General features: G+C 63.0%; 23 protein-coding genes and 1 pseudogene. 3 read left to right on the forward strand and 21 right to left on the reverse strand.

All coding sequences use genetic code 11. The annotated features are described in order from the left end of the window. Positions 1-4: 4 nt before the first annotated feature. The 14 genes from J3P76_RS02165 to J3P76_RS02230 all read right to left on the reverse strand — a co-directional run bounded on the left by J3P76_RS02165 (position 5) and on the right by J3P76_RS02230 (position 13,315). Complete coding sequence (locus J3P76_RS02165; protein ID WP_434561048.1) at positions 5-1,252, reverse strand: NAD(P)/FAD-dependent oxidoreductase; 1,248 nt, start codon at positions 1,250-1,252, stop codon at positions 5-7. Then, entirely contained in the window at positions 1,239-2,396 is a 1,158-nt protein-coding gene (locus J3P76_RS02170) for a sodium:proton antiporter (protein WP_434701452.1), read from the reverse strand. The genes J3P76_RS02165 and J3P76_RS02170 overlap by 14 nt, the downstream gene beginning before the upstream one ends. Next, positions 2,393-4,732: an MMPL family transporter gene (locus tag J3P76_RS02175; protein WP_434608179.1), complete on the reverse strand. Its 2,340-nt coding sequence runs from the start codon at positions 4,730-4,732 to the stop codon at positions 2,393-2,395. Before J3P76_RS02175 ends, J3P76_RS02170 begins: the two co-directional genes overlap by 4 nt. Further along, complete coding sequence (locus J3P76_RS02180; RefSeq protein WP_434608177.1) at positions 4,716-5,309, reverse strand: outer membrane lipoprotein carrier protein LolA; 594 nt, start codon at positions 5,307-5,309, stop codon at positions 4,716-4,718. The genes J3P76_RS02175 and J3P76_RS02180 overlap by 17 nt, the downstream gene beginning before the upstream one ends. Continuing rightward, complete coding sequence (locus J3P76_RS02185; protein ID WP_030140957.1) at positions 5,306-5,731, reverse strand: acyl-CoA thioesterase; 426 nt, start codon at positions 5,729-5,731, stop codon at positions 5,306-5,308. Before J3P76_RS02185 ends, J3P76_RS02180 begins: the two co-directional genes overlap by 4 nt. Beyond that, on the reverse strand, positions 5,724-7,268 hold the full coding sequence (locus J3P76_RS02190) for an HAL/PAL/TAL family ammonia-lyase (RefSeq protein WP_420767079.1): 1,545 nt from the start codon (positions 7,266-7,268) through the stop codon (positions 5,724-5,726). Before J3P76_RS02190 ends, J3P76_RS02185 begins: the two co-directional genes overlap by 8 nt. After that, positions 7,249-8,187 carry a glycosyl transferase gene (locus J3P76_RS02195; RefSeq protein WP_434608175.1) on the reverse strand — a complete coding sequence of 313 codons (939 nt, stop codon included), beginning with the start codon at positions 8,185-8,187 and terminating at the stop codon, positions 7,249-7,251. Before J3P76_RS02195 ends, J3P76_RS02190 begins: the two co-directional genes overlap by 20 nt. Further along, positions 8,184-8,918, reverse strand: coding sequence for a glycosyltransferase family 2 protein (locus J3P76_RS02200; protein WP_434608173.1), 735 nt, complete (start codon positions 8,916-8,918; stop codon positions 8,184-8,186). Before J3P76_RS02200 ends, J3P76_RS02195 begins: the two co-directional genes overlap by 4 nt. 170 nt (positions 8,919-9,088) lie before the next feature. Next, on the reverse strand, positions 9,089-10,771 hold the full coding sequence (locus J3P76_RS02205) for an AMP-binding protein (protein WP_434627967.1): 1,683 nt from the start codon (positions 10,769-10,771) through the stop codon (positions 9,089-9,091). Next, positions 10,768-11,313, reverse strand: coding sequence for a hypothetical protein (locus J3P76_RS02210; protein WP_420767083.1), 546 nt, complete (start codon positions 11,311-11,313; stop codon positions 10,768-10,770). Before J3P76_RS02210 ends, J3P76_RS02205 begins: the two co-directional genes overlap by 4 nt. Continuing rightward, a complete protein-coding gene (locus J3P76_RS02215; RefSeq protein WP_264427453.1) occupies positions 11,310-11,564 on the reverse strand; it encodes an acyl carrier protein in 255 nt (84 codons plus the stop codon). The genes J3P76_RS02210 and J3P76_RS02215 overlap by 4 nt, the downstream gene beginning before the upstream one ends. Positions 11,565-11,572: 8 nt before the next feature. Further along, entirely contained in the window at positions 11,573-11,830 is a 258-nt protein-coding gene (locus tag J3P76_RS02220) for a phosphopantetheine-binding protein (RefSeq protein ID WP_420767084.1), read from the reverse strand. Next, a complete protein-coding gene (locus tag J3P76_RS02225; RefSeq protein WP_434608168.1) occupies positions 11,811-12,620 on the reverse strand; it encodes a lysophospholipid acyltransferase family protein in 810 nt (269 codons plus the stop codon). Before J3P76_RS02225 ends, J3P76_RS02220 begins: the two co-directional genes overlap by 20 nt. Further along, positions 12,596-13,315 (reverse strand): beta-ketoacyl synthase chain length factor, encoded by a 720-nt coding sequence (locus tag J3P76_RS02230; RefSeq protein WP_420767086.1) that lies wholly within the window; start codon positions 13,313-13,315, stop codon positions 12,596-12,598. The genes J3P76_RS02225 and J3P76_RS02230 overlap by 25 nt, the downstream gene beginning before the upstream one ends. A 355-nt stretch (positions 13,316-13,670) precedes the next feature. Between J3P76_RS02230 and J3P76_RS02235 the strand changes: the two genes are divergently transcribed. Continuing rightward, on the forward strand, positions 13,671-14,441 hold the full coding sequence (locus tag J3P76_RS02235) for a ParA family protein (protein WP_434561032.1): 771 nt from the start codon (positions 13,671-13,673) through the stop codon (positions 14,439-14,441). A gap of 1 nt (position 14,442) precedes the next feature. Here the strand turns inward: J3P76_RS02235 and trxC are convergent, their stop codons facing one another. Then, complete coding sequence (gene trxC / locus J3P76_RS02240) at positions 14,443-14,865, reverse strand: thioredoxin TrxC (protein ID WP_420767088.1); 423 nt, start codon at positions 14,863-14,865, stop codon at positions 14,443-14,445. A 168-nt stretch (positions 14,866-15,033) separates the two neighbouring features. Beyond that, positions 15,034-15,660, reverse strand: a complete 627-nt coding sequence (ycaC, locus tag J3P76_RS02245) for an isochorismate family cysteine hydrolase YcaC (protein ID WP_420767089.1) — start codon at positions 15,658-15,660, stop codon at positions 15,034-15,036. Between the two features lie 203 nt (positions 15,661-15,863). On the opposite strand from ycaC, the gene J3P76_RS02250 reads away from it, so the two are divergent. Further along, the gene (locus J3P76_RS02250) at positions 15,864-16,769 is read left to right on the forward strand and encodes a LysR family transcriptional regulator (protein WP_434564158.1); all 906 of its coding nucleotides are present in this window, start codon (positions 15,864-15,866) and stop codon (positions 16,767-16,769) included. Between the two features lie 92 nt (positions 16,770-16,861). Beyond that, positions 16,862-17,128: a hypothetical protein gene (locus J3P76_RS02255; protein WP_434608165.1), complete on the forward strand. Its 267-nt coding sequence runs from the start codon at positions 16,862-16,864 to the stop codon at positions 17,126-17,128. A gap of 194 nt (positions 17,129-17,322) precedes the next feature. Here the strand turns inward: J3P76_RS02255 and selO are convergent, their stop codons facing one another. The 5 genes and pseudogenes from selO to J3P76_RS02280 form a co-directional block, all read right to left on the reverse strand. Beyond that, entirely contained in the window at positions 17,323-18,786 is a 1,464-nt protein-coding gene (gene selO / locus J3P76_RS02260) for a protein adenylyltransferase SelO (RefSeq protein ID WP_434608163.1), read from the reverse strand. A gap of 37 nt (positions 18,787-18,823) precedes the next feature. Beyond that, positions 18,824-22,186, reverse strand: a complete 3,363-nt coding sequence (mscK, locus tag J3P76_RS02265; protein ID WP_420767092.1) for a mechanosensitive channel MscK — start codon at positions 22,184-22,186, stop codon at positions 18,824-18,826. A 34-nt stretch (positions 22,187-22,220) separates the two neighbouring features. Beyond that, the gene (locus J3P76_RS02270) at positions 22,221-23,963 is read right to left on the reverse strand and encodes a potassium/proton antiporter (protein WP_420767093.1); all 1,743 of its coding nucleotides are present in this window, start codon (positions 23,961-23,963) and stop codon (positions 22,221-22,223) included. A 221-nt stretch (positions 23,964-24,184) separates the two neighbouring features. After that, complete coding sequence (locus tag J3P76_RS02275) at positions 24,185-25,057, reverse strand: methyl-accepting chemotaxis protein (RefSeq protein ID WP_420767102.1); 873 nt, start codon at positions 25,055-25,057, stop codon at positions 24,185-24,187. Positions 25,058-25,087: 30 nt separating this feature from the next. After that, positions 25,088-25,810 (reverse strand): annotated as a pseudogene (locus J3P76_RS02280) (MCP four helix bundle domain-containing protein); the annotation flags it as partial. Positions 25,811-25,869: the final 59 nt, after the last annotated feature.

Consider the following 25,869-nt stretch of genomic DNA (forward strand, 5'->3'; position numbering starts at 1 on the left):
TTGCTCATGGCGCTGGGCTCGCGCAGATTTCCGAGAGCACGCGCAGGCGCCGCTTGGGTTCGCTGACGAACGGGTTGCGTTGATCCCAGGCATAGCCGGCGAGGATCGAACTGATCATCCGGCGGATGTCGGCGGAGCCTTCGGTGTAGTAGATCACGTCCTGGAACGTGCCGGCATACCAGCCTTCGACGTAGCAGCGGAACGTGTCGACGCCGCGTTTCAGTGGCTCGGCGAATTCGCCCTGCCAATCCACCTGCTCGCCTTGCAACTGACGATGCAGCACGCCGGCGGCCATGCTCGCCGAGCGCATGGCGATGGTCACGCCGGAAGAAAACACCGGATCGAGGAATTCCGCGGCGTTGCCCAGCAGGGCAAAGCCAGGGCCGTGCAGGGTCTTCACGTTGGCCGAGTAGCCACCGATGGTCCGCGCCGGAGTATCCCACGCAGCATTGGCCAGCACGCCGGACAGGCTTGGGGTCTCGTCGATAAAGCCGCGCAGGCAGGCATCGAGGTCATTGGTGCGGCCCGCGAAATGTTCCGCTGCCGCGACCACGCCCACCGAGCAACGCCCATCGCTGAAGGGGATGGTCCAGAACCACACGTCGCGTTTCGTCGGATGGGTGGTGATGAGGATCTTCTCGCGATCGAATACCGGGCTGTCGATGCGGTCCTCGATGTGAGTGAACACGGCCTGGCGCACCGGGAAATTGGACGGCGCCTCAAGGTCCAGCAGGCGCGGCAGGACCCGGCCATAGCCACTGGCGTCAAGGACGAAATCCGCCTCGACCCGGTACTCGCTGCCATCCTCGCGCTGCACGCCCAGTTGCGGCCTGGCGAGGCTGAAATCAACGTTGGCAATGGCCTGGCCGTAGCGAATTTCCACCCCTTGCAGGGCCGCCTGGTCGGCCAGCAACTTGTCGAAGTCGGCGCGCTGGACCTGGAACGTAGTGGGCTTGCCCTCGCTGAAAGTGTCGCCGAAATCGAAGGCGCTGTAGCGCTCGCCCCAGGCGAATGCAGCGCCGTTCTTGCGCTGGAACCCAGCGGCATTGACCGCGTCGAGCATGCCGGCTTCTTCGACAAAATCCAGACAGTGGGACAACAGGCTCTCGCCGATGGAGAACCGCGGGAAATGCTGGCGCTCGATGACCAGCACATCATGCCCCTTGCGCTTGAGCAGCGCGGCGGCGATGGCGCCGGAAGGGCCTGCGCCAATGATGACGACCTGTCGACGTTCCATTTCAACTGTTGACACTGGGGCTCCTGGCCGGGACGGCGTGCGAAGGAATACGGTGAAAACCGGCCAGGGCCGGCAGCAAAGTCGCGATCAAACCCATCAGCATCAGCGCGAAGTACAGCGCGTGGCTGATGAGTTGTTGTTGCAGCAGCAGATTGAGGAAGACGATTTCACTCAAGCCGCGAATATTCAGCAAGATACTTTCCCGCACGCGGCTGGCGCCGGCGAAGGACGCCCCGGCCCAGCCGAGCCCAAGCCAGTTGCCCAGCAGTTTGCTGGCAATGGGCAACAGCAGCAACGCCCCCAGCTGGGCCCAGCCGAGGCTGTCCATCGCGCTGTGCACGTTGATCTGCACGATACCGAACGTCAGGATCAACGGGATGGCCAGGTAGGTCTGCAACCTGTTCATCCACTCGGTGCCGAGGGGCAATACCAGCGGCACCTTGAGCGCGGCCATGCACAGCAGGTAGCCGATGCCGACGATGAGCGCATTGAGTCGGTAATGTTCGGCCACCACCAGCAGGGCGAAGAACAGGCCGCTGTGCAGCAACGGTTGGCGCAGGCCCGCCAATCGCAGCAGCATCGGCAGGCAGGCACCGGCCAGCGGCAGCAACAGGTTGCCCAGGTGCAGGCTGCCCTGGGCCAGGGCGAACAGGCTCCAGCAGATCAGGTCGATCAGGATGGCCGTCTGTACCAATCGGCGAGTGGCGGCGGGCGGGTAGGCGATATGGCGCAGGTACAGGTACAGCACCGGTATCGCCGTGATCGCGAACAGCAGCCCCACCGCCAGCGAGCTGATCCAGGGCTGGGGTGGCAGCAGCCAGAACGCGGTCGCCAAGCCACAGGCAAACGGTACGCCAAAGCTTGGCAGGGCAATCTTCACGCTCTGGCGGTCCAGGCGCAGGTCGATCACATCGCTGAGGATATGCCCCAGCAACAGGGCGAAGGCGAGGCTGTAGAGATTCTTCAACCACACGGGCTCGACCAGTTGCGCACCGCTGAGGTGCCAGCCCGGCTCGATCCAGCCATACATCAACAAGGGCAGGCCGAACGTCGCCAGCAGCAATTGGCTGACGATGGGGATCAGCCCGAAGCGTCGCCCGGCCAGCGTCGCCACGGCGAACAGCGCCAGGGCCATGACCCAGAACAGCGCCGTCATCATTGGACCGGCTCCGCAGCGCTGGACCCATGGGGTTGACGCCCGGCCCACGGTGCAAGCAGGAAGCTGAACGCCAATCCGAGGCTTACCGCCAGGCCGAAATTACTCACCGCCGGTGTGCTGGAAAGCGCCAGCAGGCCGAACGACAGCCAGGTGGTGATCGCCGCCAGCAGCGTACCCAGCAGGCTCACGGCGGCTCCGCCAATCTGCTCACGCATCAGGATCGCGTAGTCGACGCCGATGGCGGTCACCAGCAACAGGCCGAACAGGCTGAACAGCGTCAGCGGCTGTCCCAGCCAGCCGAGGCTCGCCAGACTGCACAGCGCTGCCAGGAGCGGCAGGGCGACAACGCGCAACGCGCCGCCAGCCCCGAACGGCCAGATCAGCACCAGGACGATCAGCACGCAGGAGGCCAGTTTCAATTCGGCGGCGCTGACCTGCGTGGCGGCAAAGACGCGATTGAGGTCACCCAGGCGATCGACCAATTGCACGCCGGGCAAGTCAACCGCCTGCACCCGCAGCAACGCGGCATCGTTCAAGCCTTGCAGGCTGACCACCGCCGCCACGCCTTGCGCTGTCGGGCCGAGCCAGAGGGTGCGATAGGGTTCTGCGAGCGGGCCGGTCAGCGCGGCGTCGATGTCGGTCACTGGCAGGGCCTGCAATTGCTGCAACTGCGCTTGCAACGCGGCAACCGGCACGCCGACGTCCAGCAATGGCTGCCAGAACGCCGGCAACCGGGCCAGGGCCTCACGGATTTTTTGTTGCTCGGCGGGCGGGCTGACCAGTTGATTGAGGGACAGGTAGCCCTGGAGTTTTTCCAAGCCGATCAACTGGTCCAGCCGCTCGTTGAGGGCGGTCTGGCGCTCCAGCAGTTGCGCTTGGTCGTCGGCACGGATCAGGAAAAACTGGCTGGTGGGCTGGAAACCGGTGATGCGAGCCACATCGCGGGCTTCGTCGGTCAGGTGCTGGGGCGTGCCGATCCACTGGCGGATGTCGTTCTTGCTGCTCAGTTGCCATAGGCCACCGCCACAGAAGGCCAACAGCAACGCCAACAGGACGGGCGTGCGCACCCGGGCCAGCAGCGCTTCTCGGCACTGGAGCATGGCTTCGCACACCCGCAGCGGCCACTGTGCGGGACGCAAGTCCGCCCGCTTGAGCAACGCCGGCAACAGGCAGACCGCCGTCAGGTAGGCGCCGACCAGGCCTGCGGCGGAGAAGATGGCGATCTGGGTCAGGGCCGGGAAAGGTGTCCAGGCCAGTGCGAGGTAGCCGATGCAGGTGGTCGCCAGGCTCAGGCTCAGGCCCGGCAGGGTCAAGCGCAGCGCCGGCCAGCTGCGCCACGGCTTGAGGCTCCAGCTCTTGGACAGATAATGCAGTGGGTAATCCACGGCGACGCCGATCAAGCTCGAACCCAAGACCAGGGTCATGACGTGCATGCGACCGAACACCGCCACGCAGGCCACCGCGCCGAACAACATGCCCACCAGCACCGGCACGAACGCCAGCCACACGGCAAAGCGGCGGAAGGCCAGCAACAACAACAACAGGATGCCCACCGTTGCGCCGCCGCCGACCCAAGTGATTTCCCGCGAGGCCTGTTGCTGTCCGCTGGCGGCGTAAAGCAGGCCGCTGGCCGCCAAGAGATTGCCCTGGGCCTGGCTCGCGTGCTCGCGGCTGCGTTGCAGCAGCTCGGCCACCTGCAGGGGCAGGTTCATGTCGAAGGCATTGCCCTGGGTGCGTGCCCGCAACATGACCCAATGCTTGCCGTCGGCTTCGGCAACCAGCGCACCGCTGCCGACGTCCAGCTCGATGGCGCCGCGCTGGGGCTGGCTGTTCTGGATGCGCCCGGTCAGGCCTAGCCAGTCGTCCTGGCTCGGCACCAGGCTGAAGCCACTGAACGGGTCGAACAGCGCTTGCACCCGTTGCTGGATAAATGCCTCGGGCTGGTCGATCAACTGTTGCCGATCAGTTGCCGACAGCATGGCCAGCCGGCCGTCGAGCAATTGCCTGCGCAGCGCAGGCAGGTCGGCTTCAAGCGTCCACTGGACCTTGTCGAACAGGCCGCTGGCCTGCCATTGCTCGCCCAGGCTGCGGGCCAGGGCGATGGCTTGCTGGCGGTCGGCGTGGCCGACGAGCACCAACACTTCGCGGTTCAGTGGTTCCTGCATGCGTTGTTCAGCGATCAGCTCCAGCGCATCCGGCGATGTGCCCGGCACCAGTTCCATCAGGTTCGCCGACAACGGCGCACCGTTGCGCCATTGCCAACCGGCGAGCGCCAGCACTGCCAGCAGCAGGATCAAGAACAGCCACGGCAGCCTCCGTTCACTCGGAAAAGTCATGTTGCTCCGCTTCGCTCAAGGGTTGCGTGCTGGTGCTCTCGCGCATAAGCAGGACGGTACTGTCGCCTTGGGCTTCCAGCAGTTCAATGCGCTGGACCAATTGGCCGCCGTCAATGTTGATCTGGTGGAAGACCTGCTTGAGCAGCGCCGAGCGTGGGGTCAGGGTGAGTCTCCATTGTTGCGGCTCCCCCGACAGGTTCAGTTCAAAGTCACGCTGCAAGCCACTGCTGTCGCCCTGCAACACCGCCAGGAACAACCGGTTCTGCTGGGCGCCGGCGCTTTTGTTCGGCAGTATCTGCCAGGTGCTGCCGTCCCGCCGGGCTATGCCTTTGGCGGTGATGCGATAGTCCTGTTGCAGCGGCGTTTGCAGCAGCCACAGCAGGCCCTGGTTTTTCGCCAGCACGAAGCGGCCCTTGCTGACGAGGGGCTGGGGCAGGGCGCGCAGGTGTTTTTCCTGGATGAACTGGCCGTGGATCACGTCCGGGCGCGCCAGTTGATCGCTCAATTGCTGCAGGTCGAACGCCTGGGCCAGCGGCGACAGGCTGCACAGCAGCAGCCAGGTGAGCAGGCGCTTCATGACAGTTTCCTCTCGACCGCTTCGACAAACACCCGAGGCGAGGCCAGCAGCATCTCGCGAGTGGCCATGTCCACGGCCACTTGCACGGAACTGGCGCGGGTGAAGCGTTCGCCGGTTGCGGCGTCACTGATCAGGTAGTTGATCTTCAGCCGGTTTTCCCACTCCACCAGACTGGCGCGCACGGTCAGGGTCTGGCCGAACACGGCACCGCGTACGTAGCGCAACTGCAGGTCGATCACCGGCCACGCATGCCCCGATTCGAGCATGTCGTTGTAGTTGTGGCCGATCAGGTCGAGCAGGGCACAGCGGGCCACTTCCAGGTATTTGACGTAGTGGCCGTGCCAGACCACGTTCATCGAGTCGACGTCAAAAAACGGCACCACGATCTGGGTGTCGACGTGCAGAACGCCTTGGCTACGCATGCAGCCTCCAGTGTTGTTCGGCAATGCGTTGCAGGCACAGGCGCAGTTCGCCTTCCAGGGCGCGGTCTTCAATGACCGGCGGGAAATCCTCGGTCAGTTGCTCGTGCATCGTGGCCAGGGCCGGTGGCAGCGGTCGTGCGTCTTCGGCGCGGCTGCGCAGCCAGACGCCCTGGTTGGCGGCCAACAAGGTGGCGGCGGCGACCTGTTCGGTCAGCTCCAGCACGCGGATCGCGTCTCGGGCAGCGATGGTGCCCATGCTCACCTTGTCTTGGTTGTGGCACTCGGTAGAGCGCGAGAACACGCTGGCCGGCATCGTGTTTTTCAGGGCTTCGGCGGTCCAGGCGCTGGTGCCGATCTGCACGGCCTTGAAGCCGTGGTTGAGCATCGCCCGCTCGGCGCTGGCGCCGGACAGGTTGCTAGGCAGGCCATGGTTGTATCGCTCGTCCACCAGCAGGGCGAGCTGGCGATCCAGCAGATCGGCGACGTTGGCCACCAGATTCTTCAGGCTGTCCATGGCGAAGGCGATGTGCCCACCGTAGAAGTGCCCGCCGTGGAGCACGCGCTCGGCTTCGGCGTCGATGATCGGATTGTCGTTGGCGCTGTTGAGTTCGGTTTCGATGAACCCGCGCAGCCAGCCCAGGCTGTCGGCCAATACCCCGAGCACATGCGGGGCGCAGCGCAGGGAGTAGCGATCTTGCAGACGATGCAACGGCGCGGTCGGGGCGTCGATGGCCAGGTCCTTGCGCAGCCACGCGGCGACCTGCATCTGCCCCGGGTGCGGCTTGGCGGCGAACAGGCGTTCGTCGAAGTGTTCCGGATTGCCTTGCAGGGCGACCACGTTCAGCGCGGTGATGCGGGTCGCCAGTTGCAGCAGGTAGTCGGCGCGGGCAAAGGCCAGGCAGGCCAGGCCGGTCATCACGGCGGTGCCGTTCATCAGCGCCAAGGCTTCCTTTGGCCGCAGCACCAGCGGCGTCCAGCCCAGCTCGCGGTGCACGTCGGCGGCCAGGCGGCGTTCGCCACGGAACATGACTTCCCGTTCACCGGACAACGTAGCGGCGACGTAGGACAGCGGAGTCAAATCGCCACTGGCGCCCACCGAACCTTCTTCCGGAATCAGCGGCAGGATGTCGTGCTTGAGGAAGGCCTGGAGCCGTTCCAGCAGTTCCACCCGCACCCCCGACACACCGTGGCACAGCGACTGCAAACGGGCCGCGAGCACGGCGCGAGTGGCTTGGGCATCGAGCAGTTTGCCCAGGCCGCAGCCGTGGAAGGTGTAGAGGTGACGGGGCAGGGCCTCGACGTGGTGCAACGGCACGGCCACCACGCAAGAGTCGCCGTAGCCGGTGGTCACGCCATAGATGACGCCTTCCTTGTCCAGCAGGGAATCGAGGAACTGCGCACCCTTGGCAATGCGCTGGCGGAACGTCGGATCATCCTGCAATTGCGTCGGCGCCTGACGGTTGGCCAGGGCCAGCACATCTTCAATGCGCAGGGGGCGTTCGCCGAAGGTTACCGGCTCAAGAGTGGGCATCGTCATCGGTCTTCCAGAAAGGGTAAAAGTTGAACCACTGTTGTGGCCCCTGGAGGCAGTATTGCGACAGGCGTTCGGCGTACAAGCCGGCCCAATGGGCAATCACGTGGTCGCGTTCGTTGCGCTTCCACACCACGGCATCGGCGAACGGTTCGAGGGTGACCCGATAGTGTCCTTCGTGCTTGAGACACATCAGCAGGTTGACCGGGCATTTCAGCAGGCCGGCCAACAGCCAGGGGCCTTGCGGGAATGCCGCCGGATACCCCATGAAGTCCACCGTCACGCTGCGCCCGCCATGCAGCGGTACGCGATCGCCAGCGATCGCCAGCCACTCGCCGCGCTCCAGGCGTTCGCTCAGTTGCAGCATGATCACCGGGTTTAGCTCGCTGACTTGGATCAGCCGCAAGTGCGTGGCGCCGGCTTCGCCCAGCAAGCGATTGAATTGCTCGGCGTGCTTGGTATGCACCAGCACGTTCATGGTGACCTTTTCACCCAGTTCGGCCAGGGCTCGGCACATTTCCAGGTTGCCCAGGTGTGCGCCGACCAACATCTGCCCGCGCGTGTCGCGCAAATGGTTGCGCAGCAGCGCCGGGTCGACGATTTCGATCTGCTCGATGCTTAGCTTGCCGTTCCAGACGTCGAGCTTGTCCAGCAGGGAGTCGGCGAAGGCCATGAATTGCCCAAAGACTCGACGGTGGGTCGGGCGCAACTCGGGGCGGCCGCTCCAGTCGGCGAGGCGCTGCTGATACTGCCAGGCCGCCTGCCGGGCGCTGCGACCAAAAACGAAGAAGTACAGGACGATGCCGTACAGCACCGGTGTCAGCAGCCGACGGCCCAACACCTTGGCGGCAAACGCGGTGAGTTTCATCAGCCAGAAACTACCGCGCTCCTGGCGATCCGCCCAGTGCTGCTGGTCAGTGTTCATGGGCGCCACCGTTGCCAGAGAATCACCGGCAAGCGCACCAGCATGCCGAAGAACAGCCGGGTGTGCATGCGAGAAATCAGCACATTGTCGTGGAACAGGCGAAAGTGCGAGACCCCGTCCAGAGGGTAATGGACCCGCGTGCGCAGCCAGCGCATCGGCTGGTTGCGCCAGGACAGGCGCACGAGGATGTCCGAGTCGAAATCCATGCGTTTGCCGATGTTTGCCGAGTCGATCAGTGCCAGGGTCGGTGCCAGGGGATAGACCCGGAAACCGCACATCGAATCGCGGATCTGCAGGGACAGGCTGTTGATCCAGACCATCACGTGGGTCAGGTAGCGTGCGTAAAGGCGGCCTTTCGGCACGCTGGCGTCGTACAGGGGGTAACCGCAGATCAGCGCGTCGGGATGAGCGCTGGATTGTTCGATGAAGGTGCGTACGTCGCCCAGGTCGTGCTGCCCGTCGGCGTCCACCTGCAAGGCGTGACTGAAACCCAGGCGCGCGGCCTCCCGCAGCCCGGTCATCACCGCGCCGCCCTTGCCCTGATTGACGGCCAGCCGCACCAGGTGAACCCGTTCGTTTTCAGCCAATTGTTCGAGCACCGCCGCGCAAGCCGCGCTACTGGCATCGTCCACCAGCACGCAGGGCAAGCCGTTGCCGAGCAATGCGTGGACCACCGTTGCGATGGCGGTTTCGTGGTTGTAGACCGGGATGACGGCGCAGGGGTTATGCATATTCTGCTCCTTCCACGGTTTCACTGTGCACAACCTTCCTGTGGCGAGGGGATTTATCCCCGCTGGGTTGCGCAGCGACCCCAAATTCTGTGCAACGACACAGACTGATGGTGAGCGCTTCGCACTCGAGCGGGGATAAATCCCCTCGCCACAGAAGCACAGCGGTGCGGTTAGTCATCGGCCACCCCCAACACAATCCGCCCACTGGAGCACGCCGCTGTGTCATTGCGAAAGGCAAAGTACAACTTGCCGCGCTCACGATCGAAGCGCAGGTGCAGCTGGATTTCATCACCGGGTCGCACCAGTTGCTGGAATTTCAGCACCTCCATGCCGACGAACCGGGGCGGCAAGTCCAGCAGTCGACGGCCCAGGTTCAAGGCCCAATCGACTTGCACCACCCCCGGAAGGACCGGCGCGGTGGGAAAATGGCCGCTGAAGTATGCAAGGTCGGGGGGCACCGCCAGGCGCAGGCTCCATTCGCCGTCGGTTTCAATTTGCTCAAGCACCTCAGGGGCTTTTGGACGCGGCGCCATCAACACGGCTTCGACTTCGGCCTGGGGCAGCTTGCCCTGTGCGTTTAACGGCAGTTGCCGCAGCCAGCGCCAGCGCCGGGGCAGCGCCAAGGTTTCACAGTGCCCGCTCAAGTGCTGGCGCAGGGCTTGGGTCACGGCCCGCCGGCCCAGATTGCGCAGGGCCAGCAAGCCGGCTTCGCTGAGCGCCAGCAGGGCACCGAGGGAGGCTCGGTTCTCCTGCACGACGCCCAGCCGTGCATCGCTGACCCATTCGTGGGCCGTCAACGCCTGTTCCAGCATGGGCAGCGAGATGCGCTTTTCTTCGAGCTTGACGATGCGGTCCAAGCGGCCGAGCAATTGGAAGCGCCCATCCGCCGCGATCCGCGCCGCGTCGGCGGTGTGTTCCACATGACCGGCCGGCAAATAAGGCGAGGCGATCAGCAAGGCGCCGTCACTGTCCTGGCTCAGCTCGACACCGGCGAACGGTTGCCACAAGTCGCCGCCCTGGCGCCAGGCAATGCCGCCGGTTTCCGAGCTGCCGAAAATTTCCGTCGGCCATTGTCCCAGGCGTTGTTCGAGACTCTGGGCCGCGTCGGCAGGCAAGGCGCCCCCAGAGGAAAACACTCGGCGCACGCTGCCCAAGGCTGGCCAGTCGAGGTTATCGCCCATGCGCTTGAGCAGCGCCGGGCTCGCGACCCAGGCAAACGCCGGATGCTCGCGACTGGCGCGCTGCATATCCTCCGGGAAGGCCAGTTGCCGACGAACGAAGGTGCGCCCGGCGCACAGCGGCCACAGCACCCGGAACAGCAAGCCGTAGATATGCTGGGCGGCGACGCTGCCGATCATGCAGGCGTCCGGGCCAAGGTCGGCACCCCACAACTGCTCCAGCGCCTGGACTTCATTGCTCAGCTGGCGCAGGGTTTTTTCGATGCGTTTGGGCTCGCCACTGGAACCGGAGGTGCACAGGGCCAGCCAGCATTGATCAAGATCCAGCTCAGCGGCTTCCAGCGGAGCCTGTCGCAGGTCATTGGGTTGGGTGTCGCCGGGCAGGTCGGTCAGCCACAAGTCGACATCGGCCGACCAGCGCTGGCGGGTCTGCGGTTGCAGGTCAGCGGGCAGCAGCACGCGCGCGCCGGCGCGCCAGGCGCCGAGCAGGGCAACCGCCAGGTCCGCTGCATCATCCAGATGCACGGCCAGGCGCCGGATGCCCCGGGCTTGCAATCCGGCGGCCAGGCTGAGCGCGTCTGTGCGCAGTTGCGCGTGGTCCAGTCCCGGCCCGACCGCTACCGCGCGGCCTGGCTGGGCCTCGAGCAGTATCTGCTCAAGCGTTATCCAATTCATGGGCGGCCTCTTACCCGTTGTCGTATGAGCCATTCAATGGCAAACAGCAGCCCCATCAATCCGTAGGAAATCAGGCCGGTGTACAACATCCACCAGCTCAGCGGCGCCCAAAGGGTCAGGGCGGCGGCGAGCAAACCGTTACACAGGAAAAACACACTCCAGGCCACCGTGACCTGGCGGGTATAAACCACCGCCTTGGCCGGCAACCGTGGTTCGCGCAGGCGGGCCAGACGCTCGATGATCGGCGGGCCGTACTTCAGGCTCAGCGTGAACAGCGCGAGCATGAACGCGCTGATCAACACCGGATACCAGCGCAGCAAGAGCGGGCTGTCGAATACCGCGAGCAACACGCAAAAAAAGATCGCCGTGACCGCCATCCAGCGTTTGCCGGGCCCGGCCTTGCCGAGGAACGCCCGGGCCAGCCACAGGCAGCCCAATAGAAGCCCGAACTGCCAGGGGGCGAAGTGCTCCATGCCGAAATACACCGCAAAAGGGTATAGCAGGCCCGCCAGCAGCAGGCCGAGGCCAATCAGCCGGCTCATGCGGCCGGCTGGACCAGTCGATAGACCGCCTCGACTACATCGTTGACGGTGCGCACCGATTTGAATTCTTCAGCGGCGATTTTCTTGCCGGTCTGGCGCTTGATGTGGTCGATCAGGTCGACTGCATCGATGCTGTCGATTTCCAGATCCTGATACAGGTTCGACTCCAGCGTTACACGCTCAGGGTCCAGCTCGAAGAGCTCGACCAGGGCATTGCGCAGGGTGTTGAAAATATCGTCACGAGTTTGCATGGTCGGTCTCAGGCGCTTTTTGCAGTGACGAAGGCCGCAAGGCTTGCCACGTTGCTGAAATGGTTACGGGTGTCCTTGGCATCGGCGTCGATCTTGATGCCATATTTTTTCTGGATCGCCAGGCCAAGCTCCAAGGCATCCACCGAGTCCAGGCCAAGGCCGTCGCCGAACAGGATCTGATCGTCGCCGATGTCGTCGATACCGATGTCCTCCAGGCCGAGGGCCTCGATGATCAGTTGTTTGATGTCACGGTGCAGATCGCTCATCTTCGGCGAGCTCCTTGATGAAATAGTGATGCAAATAATCGTTAAGCCGGCGTGAAGCCTGTGGCGCGGGGCCCAGCGCGGCGAAAGCCTGTGGGTCTATATCGGCACCGACGCGAAAACTGAAGTGCACGCGGCGCAGGGGGATGCGGTACCAGGGCTCGGCCTTGGTCAAGGTCGTGGGGCTGACCTTGATCGTCACCGGTGTGAGGATTTTCGCACCCCGCAGGGCAATGGCGGCGGCGCCTCGATGAAAGGCCGGCGCTTGGCCCGGCTGGGTGCGCGTGCCTTCGGGAAAAACAATCAGGCATTGGCCATCCTGCAGGGCGTTGCTGGCGGCATCGAGCATGTCCATGCTGCCGTCGTTGCTGATGTATTGGGTCGAACGCAGTGGGCCACGGGTGAAAGGGTTGTCCCACAGGCTTTGCTTGACCACGCAGTTGGCGTCGCGCACCAGCCCGATCAGGAACACCACGTCGATCAGCGACGGGTGGTTGGCGATGATCATCTGCCCCGGGCGGCCGAGTTTCTCCGCGCCATCGATCTGATAGGTGAGCACACCGGTGCGGGCCATGAATCGAATGAAGAACCAGAACAGGCGCCCGACTGTTCTACGGGCTCGCTGCCGATGGGTCTGCGAGTCGCCGGGCAGCGCGTTGAGCAACGGAAACACCAGCAACCGCAGGCACAGCCCACCCAGCCCGAAGAGAGCGAAGCTTGCGGCGGTCGCGAACAAGCGCCAGTAGTAGGCGTCGCGATGTTTACTGGTCACCGGTTGCGTTGCCAGGTCCATAGACGATTCTTCCAGGCATGTTGGCAGGTGAGTTGGTTGCCCAGCAGCGTACGCAACAGATCCAGGGCATGGGGCCAGTCGCTGACCGGCAGCGGGGCCGGCGGATTGGCTAATTGCAGTTGCCAGTCGTCGCCACGGGTCAGCAACAGCCCCACTGCGTAGGGAAACGGTACGTCGTCGACCCAAGGCGCGTAGACGCTGGGCGGTTGCTCTTCGGTGATGACCAGCAACACCGCTGGCGTGCCCTCGTCGAGCAAGGCGGCGGCCTCCAGCATGCCGTGTTCAAGGCCATCGCCCGTCGCGGCCAGGGCCGTCATCTCGCTGGTTTCGCCGCGCATGATCGACCACAAGCCAATCACCGCGTTGTGCACCGACAGGCTGAACTGGGTAGGAGACAGCGGTTGATCCCCGGCCAGGTCCTTGAGAATCTCAAAAGTGCGCGGGGTTTCGCCATGGCGGGAAATAAAGACCAACGGTAGGTCCGGTCGCCCCTCGGCCAGCGGCCAGGCGACACTGAAGGCCATGCGGGCCAGGCGGCTGAGGCGTCGGCGTTGCATGGCGGGCAGGAACGACACGTCAGGGGCCGCATCGCTGACGGGCGGCACGACCGGTTGTCGGCTCCATGCCTGCCAATCGTCCACGCTTTCGAGCCCAGGGGCCCACGCGCGCCATTGGGCGATATTGAAATTGATCACAGACTCATCCCACCCCTGCGGGCTTTTATTGTCACGGTTCAGTGGTTTGACCCGCGTCCAACCCTGCATGGCCTTGCGACCCAAGTGGCGCGCATTATCCCGGTGCGGTTGGCTTGTAGCAAATACTGGTTACATTTCGTCCAGGCAAAATCATCAAGGAACCAGACCCAACACGGGACCGCCATTGTGACGGTTAAAAAGTGATTGTCTGTCAGGCGCTTCCTTCATATACAGGCGAATTGACGCTCGGTTGTCTGAAAAAGCCACCGACGCCGTAATCCGATCATGGGGAAGGTAGCGAAGCGGTGTGTTGCGCTACTACACTCGGGAATCTTTGATACACGGAGGTTTTGTCATGCGGCGTGTGGTGTTCAATCAGAAAGGTGGCGTAGGCAAGTCCAGCATCGCCTGTAATCTGGCGGCGGTCAGCGCCAGCGAGGGGTATCGCACGCTATTGGTCGACCTGGATGCCCAGGCCAACTCCACTCAATACCTGACCGGCTTGACCGGCGATGACATTCCCGTGGGCATCGCGGATTTCTTCAAGCAGACCCTGTCGTCGGGGCCTTTCTCGAAAAAGAACAGGGTCGATATCTACGAAACGCCCTTCGACAACCTGCACGTCATCACGGCCACCGCAGAACTGACCGATCTGCAGCCCAAGCTCGAGGCAAAACACAAGATCAACAAGCTACGCAAGCTGCTCGAAGAGCTGGACGAGGATTACGACCGGATCTATCTGGATACTCCGCCGGCCCTCAACTTCTACGCGGTTTCAGCGTTGATCGCGGCAGATCGGGTATTGATTCCTTTCGACTGTGACAGTTTCTCCCGCCAGGCACTGTATGGCCTGCTGTCGGAAATCGCCGAGCTCAAGGACGATCACAATGAAGAACTGGAAATCGAAGGCATTGTCGTCAACCAGTTCCAGGCCCGCGCCAGCCTGCCCCAGCAGATACTCGACGAATTGATCGCCGAAGGCTTGCCGGTGCTGCCCGTTTACCTGAGCAGCTCCGTGCGCATGCGTGAGTCTCACCAGGCGAGCCTGCCACTGATCCACCTGGACCCACGGCATAAACTGACCCAGCAGTTCGTGGAGTTGCATGGGTTGCTGGAGAACGCCTGATTCAAATCCCCTGGCCGCGCAGCCAGCTCATCAACTGCGGCAAGGGGAACGCGCCGCTTTGGCGTGCTACTTCTCGGCCGTCCTTGAACAAGATCAGGCTGGGTATCGAGCGAATCCCCAACTGCGCCGACAATTGTTGATTGGCTTCGCTATCGAGCTTGGCCAACCGGCACTTGCCGGCCAGCTGCGCGGCGGCCTGTTCGAACACTGGCGCGAAGGATTTGCACGGGCCGCACCAATCCGCCCAGACATCTATCAATAACGGCAGGTCGCCCTTGATCTGGCTGGCGTAGTCGCCTTGCTTGAGTTCGAAGGGTTTGCTCGATAACACCTGGGCCTTGCAGCGCCCGCACTTGGGCTGGTCGCCCAGGCGTTCGGCGGGTATGCGGTTGAGCCCGTTGCAATGGGGGCACGGGATGAGCATCGGGTCGTCTCCTGGAATTTGGTTACTCAGGTTGGACACTATATAGAAACCAACACAAAAACCTGTGGGAGTAAGCCTGCTCGCGATGACGGTGTGCAGTCAGGAATCCTGGACTGGCAGACCGCTATCGCGAGCAGGCTCGCTCCCACAGGGTATCGGTGTTGCTGATTATTTGGCCTGGGTCAGCGTGTTGTAGCTGGTCATCAGGTTGCGGTAATCCGGGATGTGGTTGGAGAACAAGGTTGCCAGGCCTTCCACGTCGTTGCGCCAGTCGCGGTGCAGTTCACAGGCCAGGCCGAACCAGGTCATCAATTGCGCACCCGAGGAGGACATGCGGTCCCAGGCCGATTGGCGGGTCAGTTCGTTGAACGTGCCGGAGGCATCGGTGACCACGAACACATCGAAACCTTCGGCCAGCGCGGACAGTGCTGGGAAAGCTACGCAAACTTCAGTCACTACGCCGGCGATGATCAGTTGCTTCTTGCCGGTGGCCTTGATTGCCTTGACGAAGTCTTCGTTGTCCCAGGCGTTGATCTGGCCAGGGCGGGCAATGTACGGCGCGTCCGGGAACAGTGCCTTGAGCTCGGGTACCAGCGGGCCGTTGGGGCCGGTTTCGAAGCTTGTGGTCAGGATGGTCGGCAGTTCGAAGTACTTGGCCAGGTCCGCCAGGGCCAGCACGTTGTTCTTGAAACGGTCCGGGTCGATGTCGCGTACCAGCGACAGCAGGCCAGCCTGGTGGTCCACCAGCAGAACGGCGGCGTTATCTTTGTCGAGACGGTTGTAGGAAGTGGTCATGGCGTAGCCCTCATTAAGTTTTGGTTGCCGAAGGTTCGGCGTGGTTAAGGTTTTTAATGTCGGTACAGCGTTTATTCGGGATTCATCTGGCCGAAGCGCCGGCTTCAATCCGTGTTGCGTTTCGATGTGTGTAGATTAAAACTGGCACCTTTGACGCGCTAGACTGCAAAAATCAGCCTTAGCGTTCTATTTGGAGAACGATCATCGAAGACCTCAACACGCTGTACTACTTCACCCAGGTGGTTGAGCACCGTGGATTCGCCGCAGCGGGCCGGGCGCTGGACATACCCAAGTCAAAGCTCAGCCGGCGTATCGCCCAGTTGGAAGAGCGGCTAGGGGTGCGCTTGCTCCATCGCACAAGCCGGCATTGCACGTTGACGGAGATCGGCCAGGCCTATTACCAGCGCTGCCTGGCGATGCGTGTCGAGGCCGAGAGCGCCGCCGAGGTGATCGAGCGCAACCGCTCCGAGCCCCAGGGCCTGGTGCGCATCAGTTGCCCGACGGCGCTGCTCAACAGCTGGGTCGGGCCGATGCTGACCCGCTACATGCTCAAATATCCGCGGGTGGAGTTGTTCATCGAGAGCACCAACCGCCGAGTCGACCTGATCCACGAGGGGTTCGATATAGCGCTGCGGGTGCGCTTTCCGCCGCTGGAAAACACCGACATGGTCATGAAGGTACTGAGCAACAGCACCCAATGCCTGGTGGGCAGCCCTGCATTTGTAGAGCGATTGTCTTCGCCGGCTTCACCGGCGGACCTTAACGGCCTGCCCAGCGTGCATTGGGGCGGTGCGCAACGGGAGTATCAGTGGGAGTTGTTCGGGCCGGATGGCACCCGAGCGTTGATCCGACATGAGCCGCGCATGGTCACCGATGACCTGCTGGCCCTGCGGCACGCGGTGCTGGCTGGCATTGGTGTCGCTCACCTGCCGACCGTGGTGGTGCGCGAAGACATCGCCGCCGGGCGTCTGGTGGAGTTGGTCCCCGGCTGGACGCCGAAATGCGGGATTGTTCATGCAATCTTTGCGTCGCGGCGTGGGTTGCTACCGTCGGTGCGCACGTTGATCGATTTCCTGGCCGAGGAATTCAGCCACAGTGATATGGCTTAGTGCATTGGCCTCGGGTTGCCATTCATCAGGTGCGCCGCACTGACGGCGCGCCGCGCCCTCAAAACCATACCTGATCACAACCAGGAGGTCCCATGAGCATCCCTCAAGACCCAACCACCCCCAAGACACTGGACAACCCCAACGATGATGGCTTCGTCCTGGGCACCGCTGGCCGCGACGAAGACCCCAACGCCGCCCCGGCCTATGCCGTTGACAGTCGTCACGATCGGGACGAATTGACCCCGGATGACGCGCGTGGCATGCCCGGTTATCCGGAGGAAAAACCGGCAGCGCCGGCTGGGGAAGAGCCAGAATCAGGCATCGAGACGCCCGAACAGGGGAACGATAAGGCGGGATGAGCAGGCTGCGTTGACCTTCGCCCAGCCAATCTTTCACCCGTGGCGAGGGAGCTTGCTCCCGCTCGGCGGCGCAGCCGTCGTAAAACCGGTTGACGCGGTCAGTCTGAAAAAGCGCGTCAGTCCATTCTGGGGCCGCTTCGCAGCCCAGCGGGAGCAAGCTCCCTCGCCACAGGGTTATGTGTTTGGCGGGAGGGTTACGACGAGCAACTGATCTCCAGATGCTTGCCCCATTCCGGCGGCCGCTCGGCGTAGCTGCCCATCCCCGATTGTTCTTCAAAAGGATTGCTCAGCACGCTGTGCAGGCGGCGGACTTCTTCGTAATCGCCTGACTCGGCGGCGTCGATGGCTTTCTGGGCCAGGTAGTTGCGCAGCACGTAGAGCGGATTGACGGCGTGCATGCGAACGCGGCGCTGGTCCTGGTCGACCGGGCCCTCGCGGTTGACGCGGGCGACGTACAGCTCGGCCCAGGCATCGAAACCCTTGAGATCGACGAAGTCGTCGCGCAAGGCGGCAACGGCTTGTTCCGGAGCCTGGTCGCCCAGCCGGCGGAAGAACAGGCTGTAGTCGACGCCGCTGTTCTGCATCAGTTGCAGCAGGCGCTCCACCAGTTTCTGGTCCTCTTCTTCGGCGACGGTCAGGCCGAGGCGGCGGCGCATCAGGTCCAGGTAGTGGGCCTGGTACAGGGGAAGGTACAAGCCAAGGGTCTCGCGCAGGGCATCGACGCTGATAAAAGGCGTCAGGGCTTGGGCGAGGGCGCTGAGGTTCCACTGGCCGATGGGCATCTGGTTGCTGAACGAGTAACGGCCCTGGTCATCGGAATGGTTGCAGATGAAGTTGGCGTCGAAGTCATCAAGGAAGGCGAACGGCCCGAAATCGAAGGTGATGCCCAGGATCGACATGTTGTCGGTGTTCATCACGCCATGGCAGAAACCATAGGCCTGCCATTTCGCAATCAGTTCGGCGTTGCGCTCGACGATCTCGCGGTACATCGCCAGGTAGGGCTCGGGCTGCTCCCGGCATTGCGGAAAATGCAGGTTCAGCACGTGCTCGGCCAAGGCAGCATGCAGCTCCGGCTTCTTGGTGTAGTAGAAATATTCGAAGTGCCCGAAGCGCACATGGCTGGGGGCCAGGCGCAGCACCATGGCGGCGCGCTCCTGCTTTTCGCGCCACACCGGGGTGTCGGAGCCGATCACGCACAACGCGCGGGTGGTGGGGATGCCCAAGGCGTGCAGGGCCTCGGAGGCAAGGAATTCGCGAATCGAAGAGCGCAGCACCGCGCGCCCGTCGCCCATCCGGGAGAACGGCGTCTGGCCGGCGCCCTTGAGGTGCAGGTCCCAGTGCTCGCCGGCCTCGTTGTACACCTCGCCCAGCAGCAACCCGCGGCCGTCGCCCAGTTGCGGGTTGTAGTGACCGAATTGATGCCCTGAGTACACCATCGCCCGGGGCTCGGTTTCGGCCCACAGCTTGTGGCCGCCAAAGATCTCGGCGAACAGCGGTGTCTCGGCTTCTGCCGGCTCCAGGTCCAGCAGCGCCATGGCCGCCGGGCTGGCAACCACCAGCCGCGGGTTGTCGATGGGCTCGGGCAGCACATGGGCCGAGAAACCGTCGCCCAGGCGGGCGAAGCGGTTATCGAAGGTCAGCGTTTCCAGCGTTTTCATGGCCGTCTCCGACGGGCCGCCCGCAGGCAACCCGCTGTCAGTCGAGGGTGCCTTGCGGAGGCTCGGGCATCGGCTTGATGCTGGCGACCGTTGAAGGCACGGGCGTGATGGTCTTTTTGTCAGGCTCGGCAGGCACGAGCTTGTATTCCTGGCCTTGCAGGTTCTTCAAGTAGATTTCCATCTGCCGGAAGGAGATGTTGATGTGCTCCTTCTTGAATTCCCGGTTGATGAACCGATTGATCTCGTCCAGCACCGGGTTTCGATCACCGAGGTCGCGCACATGCATGCGCAGCTCATGGTCCAGGGTGCTTTCACCGAAGTTCAGGAAGTACACGATCGGCTCCGGTTCCTTCAGCACGCGGGGGTTATCGCGAGCGGCCTTGAGCAGCAACTCGCGCACCCGGTCCAGGTCCGAGCCATAGTCCACGCCTAATTTCAGGGTCACCCGGGTTACGGTGTCGGTCAACGACCAGTTGATCAACTGCCCGGTGATGAACGTCTTGTTCGGGACAATGATGTCCTTGCGGTCGAAATCGGTGATGGTGGTCGCGCGAATGCGGATCTTGCTCACGGTGCCCGACAGGTTACCGATGGTGATGGTGTCGCCGATGCGCACCGGGCGCTCGAACAGGATCATGATGCCGGAGATGAAGTTGGCGAAGATCTCTTGCATGCCGAAGCCCAAGCCTACCGACAGCGCCGCCACCAGCCATTGCAGCTTGTCCCAGCTCACACCCAGGGTGGACAGCGTCGTGACGAAGCCGACGCCGGCGATCACGTAGGACAGCAAGGTCGTGGTGGCATACGCGCTGCCCTGGGCCAGGTTCAGCTTCGACAGCACGAACACTTCCAACAGGCCCGGCAGGTTGCGGGCCAACGCGAAGGTGATACCGATGATGATCAGTGCCCCGAGCATGTCGCCGATGCTGATGGGCACCATGCTCATGTTGGCGCCGGTGCCGCTGGTGTATTCGTAGAGGGTGATGTTGTCCAGGTAGGAGAACACACTGATCAGGTCCGACCAGACCCAGTACAGCGCGGCCATGAAACCGCCCAGCAGGGCCAGGCGGATCAGGCGCAGGGACTGTTCGTTGACCTTTTCGATGTCCAGGGTCGGTTCCTCGACCACCGCTTCGCCGTCGCCGACCTCCTTGGCCGCCTGGCGCTTGGCCAGGGCACGCTGGTAGGCAAGGCGCCGCGCCGCGACCGAGAGGCCACGCACGAAGGTGGCCTCGATCACCAGCCAGAACATCAGTAGGTACAGCGTGTTGATCAAGCGGTCGCTGAGTTTCAGCGCGGTGTAGTAGTAGCCGAAGCAGACGGCGACGAACAGCGCGATCGGCAATGCGGTGAACAGCACGCCGACGGCCTTGCGGAACAGCGATGTGTTCTTGTGCGTCGGACTGCTGAGCAACAGCCGGCTGAGTAGCCAGGCCATCGAGGCGTAGCAGGTCAGCACCACCGGCATGCCGAGTACGTCATCGGCCAGGGCTGACGGCTGCAACTCCGCCACGGCCACCACGGCCACCAAGGCCAATACCACCAGCCCGAGCCGACGGATCCAGCCCTGGAGAAATTCGACCTGGGGTTTTTCCCAGCGGAAATGCAGCTCGGCAACGCCGCCTGGCGAGAGGATTCGATAGGCGGTGTAAAACACCAGCCAGGCCTGCCCGATCTGTAGCAAGGCCGCGCCGAGGTTGGTGTTCTGGCCGCGGGCGTCGATCTGCAAGGCGTAGCCGCACAAGGCAAGCGCCAGCGCCACCGGCATGGCCAAAAGGATGTTGATCAGGATCGCCTGGGGTGTGTGCCACTGGCTGTCGCGCTTGAAGTGGCCGACATCCTGGTGAACCTTGTTAAGGCGCGCATAGAGATTCTTGCGGCGCCACAGCAGCGCGCCGATCAACAGCGCCAGGGGCAGGAACAGCAGCGGCCGCTGGGTCAGGCCGTCAGCCAGTTCGCTGAGGCTCGAGGCCCAGGGCAGCGAATCGACTTGTTTTTCCAGGCGGGCCGGCACGCCACGCATCCACTCGAAATCCAGCGGTTTGTTGCTGGGAATCCAGAACATCTGTTCTTCAAGGGTGGCCCGCAGATTCTGTGCGGTGCTGAGCAGTTGTTTCTGGTTGAGCTGCAGCGTGATGGACTCGTTGAGCACCGCGCTCAATTCACGGTTCAGGCGGTCCAGCAGGTCGACCCGGGTCAGGGCCAGTTCAAGCAGGGTCTTGCGCAGCTGTGGGGTGACCTGCTCGGAGGGCTGGGACGCCAGCAGGTTGTCGACGTAGGCTGCGGGATTGTTCAGCAATTCACGTTGCTGGCTGACTTCGAACTGATACAGGCGGATGTCGGCGATCTGGTCGGCCAGGTTCTGGTCCAGCTTCAGGCGCGGCAAGGTCTGGCGCTGCTTGTAAAGAATCTTGGAGAGCAGCAGGCTGCCCTTGAGCACGCTGATCTGCTCGTCCAGGGCGGCATCGGTCTGGGTGACGCTGTCCAGCAGTTGCTTGGTCTGCAGGTTCTGCTGGGTGACCTCGTTGAGGCGGTCGGTGCTCTTGAGCAGATAATCGGAAAGCTTGAGGTTGGCCGTGCTTTCGGTCGCCAGCAGGCTGCTGCCGCCGGCTTTCTGCGCTTCGATGGATTGCTGCGTCACCGTTTCCTGGGACTGGGCCAGGCGTTTCTGGTTGATCAGGTTCTGCAGGTCCTGGATTTCCCGCTCCATGCGGTCGATCTTTTCCGAAAGCAGATCGTGCTGGCTATTGCCCAGGTCTTGCAGTTGGCTGTTGCCGGCCAGTTCCTGGCGGCGCAGTGGAATCAGCGCGTTGAGGGCCGCCAGTTCCGCATTGAGCTGGTCGCGCTGCTCGGCGCTCAGCGCCTTGCCCGCATCCCGTCCGGCTTTGAGGATGGCGTTGATCTGCTGGATCCGGGTCTGGCTGGCGGAGATTTCCGCCTGGGCGCGCTCGGGGCGGGTCTGGGCGGTGATGACCAGGCTGTTGGCGTCGGCCAGGGCCTTTTGCAGATCGCTCTGCTGGGTAGAGCGTTCCGTCAGCATTTGCTCTAGCTGGGGAATCGGCAGGTTGGCGTAGCGTTGCGCCACCGGCACCACATTGGTGCCCTTGAGCCGCGCCAGTTCGCGCTGGTTCTCGATGTTCTGTTTGGGCGCGTTGGCGAGTTGCTGCTTGAGGGCGAGCAGTTTCTGTTCGTAGTCGGCCTTGTTGGTCAACTGGGTCAGGGTGTTTTGCAACACGGCCTGCAAGGCTTTCTGGTCGGCTTCCGGGAGCTTGCGGTCGGCGATCTTGTCCAGGCTGGCCTGGACCGAGGTGCTGGTCGGAGGCTCAGCAGCCTGGACCGTGCAGATGGAAAGACCCAGGCCGAGCAGGGCGATGGCGAATAAGGAGCGCAGGGTAGGCATAGAGACCGGTCAAGCAAATGAGAGTGGGAGCAGTTTAGAGGAACAAGCCGGGACCCGGGCGACTTCCTTCGGGGAATCTGACGCCCACTTTGCCAATCTTGTTCCCGTCCATGGCCGCGACGGTCCACAGGGTGTTGTTCCAATCCACCTGGTCGCCAACCACGGGTGCACCGCCGACTTTCTGGGCAATGAAACGGCCCAGGGTCATGTCCGGATCGATGCCGTCCAGCTTCAACCCATACAGCGTGGCAACCGCGGCCAGCTGGGCGTCTCCTTCGAGTACGAAGTCGCCGAAGAAGCGCAAATCCAGGCCCCGTTGCGGTGCCTGGCTGAACAGTTTTCCAAGGGCTGGCAAATCATGTTCATGGCCGATCACGCAGAGCAAATCGTCCACTTCCAGCACCGTACTACCCGACGGATGGAGCAATTGCTGGCCCCGAAACAGGGCCGCGATGCGCGTTCCGTCGGGCATTTTCAAGTCCCGTAGAGGCGAACCGATGCACCACTTTTCCGCACCGAGGCGGTAGATAAACAGTTCCCACTCGCTCGTCACATGTACTTCCAGCGCCGCCCGGGAAATGGGCAGCGGTTCTGGCGGGACGGTCACGTGCAGCAGCTTGGCGACCCAGGGCAGGCTGGTGCCTTGTACCAGCAGTGACACCAGCACGATAAAGAACGCGAGGTTGAAATAGAGCTGCGCGTGAGGCAGGCCGGCCATCAGCGGGAACACCGCTAGGATGATCGGTACGGCGCCCCGCAGGCCGACCCAGGAAATGAAAGCCTTTTCGCGACCATGAAACGCCTTGAACGGCAACAGCCCGACCATGACCGACAGCGGGCGCGCGATCAGGATCATCCACAACGCCAGGCCCATGGCGGGTAAGGCGATGGGCAACAGGTCATGGGGCGTGACCAATAGCCCCAGCACGAGGAACATGCCGATCTGGGCGAGCCAGGCCATGCCGTCGAGCATGTGCAGGATGCCGTGGCGGCTGCGCACCGGGCGATTACCCAGCACGAGGCCGCACAAGTACACCGCCAGGAAGCCGCTGCCGTGCAGGGCGTTGGTCAGGGCGAACACCGCGAGGCCGCCGCTGATGACCAGGATCGGGTAGAGGCCGTTGGCCAGGTTGATGCGGTTGACCAGCTGCAGCATCAACCATCCGCCGCCCAGGCCGATCACCGCGCCGATGCCGAACTCGCGCACCAGATGCCCGAGCAGGCTCCAATGCAGCCCGGTCTCACCGCTGGCAAGCATGCCGATCAGGGTCACGGTGAGGAACACCGCCATGGGGTCGTTGCTGCCGGACTCGATTTCCAGGGTGGCGCTGACCCGCTCGTTCAGGCCTTTGCCACCGAGCAACGAGAACACCGCAGCGGCGTCGGTAGAGCCAACAATCGCGCCGATCAGCAAGCCTTGGATCAGGTTCAGGTTGAACAACCACGCGGCGGCCATGCCGGTCAGCCCGGTGGTGATCAACACGCCCACAGTGGCCAGCGACAACGCCGGCCACAGTGCCACGCGAAAGCTCGAGACCCGCGTGCGCAACCCACCGTCCAGCAGGATCACCGCCAACGCGAGGTTGCCCACCAGATACGCCGTGGCGTAGTTATCGAAAAGAATACCGGCGCCGTCGACGCCGGCAAGCATGCCCACGGCGAGGATGATCACCAGGATCGGGATGCCCAGGCGCGACGAAAGAGAACTCACCAGAATGCTCGCACCCACCAGCAACGCGCCGATCAAGAACAGGCTGTTGATGGTCGTCGCGGTCAAAGGCAGTACTCCGAAAAACTGAGGGCGGGCACAAACTGACCATGCAGTCTGCGTGCCAGCGATTCTAACCTGTTGAAATGTGATGCTGTCAAAAAAGGTTGGGGGACCGATAGGCATCGGCTCCCTTGAGCGGAAACATTGTGGCGAGGGAGCAAGCTCCCTCGCCACAAAAGCCAGGCGGAGGATTGCTCACGGTCTGTGAGCAGTCATCGTTACGTGGGTTAAAGGCTGAACCGCCCAACCATGCTGTTCAAATCCACCGCCAGGCGCGATAGCTCGGCGCTTGCAGCGCTGGTCTGATTCGCACCGGTGGCCGTCTGCACCGACAGGTCGCGGATGTTCACCAGGTTGCGGTCCACTTCGCGGGCCACCTGGGCCTGTTCTTCGGCGGCGCTGGCGATGACCAGGTTGCGTTCGTTGATCTCGACGATGGCCGTGTTGATGGTGTCGAGGGACATGCCGGCGCCGCGGGCGATGTTCAGTGTCGATTCGGCGCGTTCGGTGCTGTTGCGCATCGAGTCCACGGCCTGTTCGGTGCCGCTCTGGATGCTGCCGATCATGCGTTCGATCTCGCTGGTCGACTGCTGGGTGCGGTGGGCCAAGGCGCGGACTTCGTCGGCGACCACGGCGAAACCACGACCGGCTTCACCGGCACGGGCAGCTTCGATGGCGGCGTTCAGGGCCAGCAGGTTGGTCTGGTCGGCCAGACCGCGGATCACGTCGAGCACCTTGCCGATGTCTCGCGACTCATCGGCCAGGTTGCCGATCAGCGTGGCGGTGCTCTGGACGTCGGCGCTCATGCGCTCGATGGCACCGACGGTTTCCTGCACCAGGTCGCGACCGTCGCCAGCGGACGTGGTGGCGTGTTTCGACGCTTCCGACGTGCTGACCGCGTTGCGGGCAACTTCTTCCACGGCGCTCGTCATCTCGTTGACCGCGGTGGCGGCCTGCTCGATTTCGTTGTTCTGCTGGGTCAGGCCACGGGCGCTTTCGTCGGTGACGCTGTTGAGCTCTTCGGCGGCGGAGGCCAGTTGCGTGGCCGAGCCGGAGATCCGTTGCAGGGTGTCGCGCAGTTTTTCCTGCATGGTCGACATCGCCCGCAGCAGTCGGCCAGCCTCGTCGCTGCCGTCAACGGTGATCGGCCGGGTCAGGTTGCCCTTGGCGATTTCTTCGGCGGCATCCAACGCGTTGGCGATCGGCTTGGTGATGCTGTTGGTCAGCAGCCAGGCGAACAGCAGGGTCAGGCCGGTGGCGATGGCCAGAAGGGTGACGACCCAGATGAAGGCTGTGGAATATTGCTGTGCTGCGTTTTTGTTGAATGCTTCCGCTTGCTGGTTGTTGATGTCCGACAGGCGAGCGAGCGCTGCGTTGATAGCGTCGGAGTTGCTCGTCAACTCAGCGTTGAGCAGCGCTTGCAGTTCGTTGAGCTGATTGTTGCGCGACAGGGTTTTCATCCGCTCTTCGAGCTGACGGTACTGATTGAGCAGCTGCGTGAGTTGCTCATACGCGGACCGTTCTTCAGGCGCACTGATGAGTTTCTCATAAGACATCTGGGCGGCCCGGACCTGCTGGTTGCGTTGCTCGAACAGGTCCAGCGTTTTTTGCTGGGTATCCGCTTCGCGGTTGATCAGCAGGCGATAGGACAACACGCGCAGGCGCAGGGTGAGCTGGGTGACGTCATTCAGTGCTTTGATACTGGGCACGCTGTTCTGAGCGATGTTTTCGCCGGACGCGCGAATCTTGCTCATCTGGCTCAAGGCAAACACGCCGAGGGCCAGCATCAGGGCGCCGATCAGGGCAAACCCCAGGAACGCCCGCGGCGCGATGTTCATATTACGTAGGGACATGGAAGTTACCGTGAAGAAGCGCGTCCGTGCGGGGCTGTGACTGGTTTCAATGACTTATC

Source organism: Pseudomonas sp. D1-36, from assembly GCF_051132205.1.
Lineage (GTDB): Bacteria > Pseudomonadota > Gammaproteobacteria > Pseudomonadales > Pseudomonadaceae > Aquipseudomonas.

What these genes read in the sequence shown, in the direction of transcription:
- J3P76_RS02170 (WP_434701452.1), bottom strand. Translation starts at nt 2,396, where the DNA reads ATGATGACGGCGCTGTTCTGGGTCATGGCCCTGGCGCTGTTCGCCGTG.
- J3P76_RS02175 (WP_434608179.1), bottom strand. Translation starts at nt 4,732, where the DNA reads ATGACTTTTCCGAGTGAACGGAGGCTGCCGTGGCTGTTCTTGATCCTG.
- J3P76_RS02180 (WP_434608177.1), bottom strand. Translation starts at nt 5,309, where the DNA reads ATGAAGCGCCTGCTCACCTGGCTGCTGCTGTGCAGCCTGTCGCCGCTG.
- J3P76_RS02185 (WP_030140957.1), bottom strand. Translation starts at nt 5,731, where the DNA reads ATGCGTAGCCAAGGCGTTCTGCACGTCGACACCCAGATCGTGGTGCCG.
- J3P76_RS02190 (WP_420767079.1), bottom strand. Translation starts at nt 7,268, where the DNA reads ATGACGATGCCCACTCTTGAGCCGGTAACCTTCGGCGAACGCCCCCTG.
- J3P76_RS02195 (WP_434608175.1), bottom strand. Translation starts at nt 8,187, where the DNA reads ATGAACACTGACCAGCAGCACTGGGCGGATCGCCAGGAGCGCGGTAGT.
- J3P76_RS02200 (WP_434608173.1), bottom strand. Translation starts at nt 8,918, where the DNA reads ATGCATAACCCCTGCGCCGTCATCCCGGTCTACAACCACGAAACCGCC.
- J3P76_RS02205 (WP_434627967.1), bottom strand. Translation starts at nt 10,771, where the DNA reads ATGAATTGGATAACGCTTGAGCAGATACTGCTCGAGGCCCAGCCAGGC.
- J3P76_RS02210 (WP_420767083.1), bottom strand. Translation starts at nt 11,313, where the DNA reads ATGAGCCGGCTGATTGGCCTCGGCCTGCTGCTGGCGGGCCTGCTATAC.
- J3P76_RS02215 (WP_264427453.1), bottom strand. Translation starts at nt 11,564, where the DNA reads ATGCAAACTCGTGACGATATTTTCAACACCCTGCGCAATGCCCTGGTC.
- J3P76_RS02220 (WP_420767084.1), bottom strand. Translation starts at nt 11,830, where the DNA reads ATGAGCGATCTGCACCGTGACATCAAACAACTGATCATCGAGGCCCTC.
- J3P76_RS02225 (WP_434608168.1), bottom strand. Translation starts at nt 12,620, where the DNA reads ATGGACCTGGCAACGCAACCGGTGACCAGTAAACATCGCGACGCCTAC.
- J3P76_RS02235 (WP_434561032.1), top strand. Translation starts at nt 13,671, where the DNA reads ATGCGGCGTGTGGTGTTCAATCAGAAAGGTGGCGTAGGCAAGTCCAGC.
- trxC (WP_420767088.1), bottom strand. Translation starts at nt 14,865, where the DNA reads ATGCTCATCCCGTGCCCCCATTGCAACGGGCTCAACCGCATACCCGCC.
- ycaC (WP_420767089.1), bottom strand. Translation starts at nt 15,660, where the DNA reads ATGACCACTTCCTACAACCGTCTCGACAAAGATAACGCCGCCGTTCTG.
- J3P76_RS02255 (WP_434608165.1), top strand. Translation starts at nt 16,862, where the DNA reads ATGAGCATCCCTCAAGACCCAACCACCCCCAAGACACTGGACAACCCC.
- selO (WP_434608163.1), bottom strand. Translation starts at nt 18,786, where the DNA reads ATGAAAACGCTGGAAACGCTGACCTTCGATAACCGCTTCGCCCGCCTG.
- mscK (WP_420767092.1), bottom strand. Translation starts at nt 22,186, where the DNA reads ATGCCTACCCTGCGCTCCTTATTCGCCATCGCCCTGCTCGGCCTGGGT.
- J3P76_RS02275 (WP_420767102.1), bottom strand. Translation starts at nt 25,057, where the DNA reads ATGTCGACCATGCAGGAAAAACTGCGCGACACCCTGCAACGGATCTCC.